Here is a 1,530-nt window from a genome sequence, read left to right as displayed (position 1 = left end):
GGTGATGGTGATCGTGCTGCCCGCGGTGGTGGTGCCCTCGGGGACGAAGGCGCCGCTCGCCACCTGGGTGCCGATGCGGTACTTGCGGCTCCCGAAGCTCGGGGTCACGGCGTCCTCGGCGACGGTGATGTTGACCGTGCCGGTCGAGCTGCCGTTGCTGTTCGTCAGGGTGTAGGTGAGGGTGTCGGTTCCCGCGTAGTCCTCGGCCGCCGTGTAGACCAGCCGCTGGAGGCCGTCGTCGGTGACCCGCACGGTGCCGTGCAGGGGCGCAGAGGCGATGGACACGGTCGTGTCGGGGTCGTCGATCGAGTCGAAGGCGAGCACGTCGAACGTGACGGGCTCTCCCGGACGGGCGGAGAAGGACCGGTTCGGCGCGGACGGTGCGGGTCCCTCGCGCACGAGGTCCACGGCCACGGGATCGGCGGAGCACTCCGACGCGAGGCACGGATCGACGTAGACGTTCCGGTACTGGGTCCCGTCGTAGTACTCGATCACGGCCCGTTCGCCGGGGCCGAGCTCGACGGTGGGTGATGCGTCCGACTCGTTCAGGCAGGCGACCTCGGTGCCGGCCTCGACGGTCTCGACAGGAGCGCTGCAGTTGGCGGAGCGCAGGTACTCGTCGCCCTGGTAGATGGCGACGTACACGTACTGGCTGCCCACGTCGTCGGGGTAGAAGTCGCCCGCCTTCAGGGCCATCGTGATGGCGATCTGCTGGGAGCCGAGCTCGTCGGCGGCCTCGATGTCGGCCTCGCCCTCCGCCTCACCCTCCGCAGCGGCGCTCGGCGCGGGATCGGCCTCGGTCCCGTCCCTGTCCTGCTCGCTCGGGGCGGGCTCGGCCGGGGCGTCCGGGGTCTCGTCGGGGGTCTCGTCCGCCGGGGGCGGGGTCGACTCGGTGTCGCCGGCGGGCTCGGTGCTCTCCGGCGCGGTCGAGTCGGAGGTCGGCGCCGCGTCGGCCGGCTCGGACGTCGACGTCGGCTCCGAGGTCTCCGGGGCCAGGTCGCCCTCGGCGGCCAGAGCCGCAGGCGCGGAGGTGGCGACCGTGGCGAACGCGGCGACCGCGGTCACCCCGATGCGGCCGAACAGGTGCAGGGCAGGACGCGGCGAGCTGGACAAGGGGGCCCCTGGATGTCGAGAGGTGCCCGACGATCGGCGGGCGTGAGGAGCCTATGCGCAAGTTTGGCCCCAGTCCGGCGAACGAGAAGAATTCACCGGACCGGCCGGCGCGCGACTCGCCCCTGGACTCGAGTCGCACGCCACGCACGTCGGGGCGAACTCTTGGTACGCTTGCGTACCCAGGATGGTACGCGTGTGTACCGATGTCAAGCGGAGTTCCAGGAAGAGCGGGTGGGGGAACGGTGCAGGACCAGGACGCGAGCCTCGCGAGGACGGCCGACATCGCGCAACGGATCCTCGCCGGTCTCGAGGACGTGCTCGCCCGGCGTCCCTTCGGCGAGATCGCCGTGGCCGACATCGTTGCCTCGGCGGGCATGTCCAAGCGAGCCTTCTACGAGGTCTACCCGCACAAGGCGG

The 1,530-nt window shown here is 71.4% G+C and carries 1 protein-coding gene; it reads right to left on the bottom strand.

Annotated features, from left to right (window positions below; genetic code table 11):
• Positions 1-1,113: Ig-like domain-containing protein (locus tag ASF38_RS17860; protein WP_235497384.1), on the bottom strand; the 1,113-nt coding region annotated here is incomplete at its 3' end.
• Positions 1,114-1,530: the final 417 nt, after the last annotated feature.

The organism is Aeromicrobium sp. Leaf272, from assembly GCF_001422865.1.
Lineage (GTDB): Bacteria > Actinomycetota > Actinomycetes > Propionibacteriales > Nocardioidaceae > Aeromicrobium.
The sequence above is the reverse complement of the archived record's forward strand: the minus strand, read 5'-3'. Positions and strand labels throughout refer to the sequence as shown.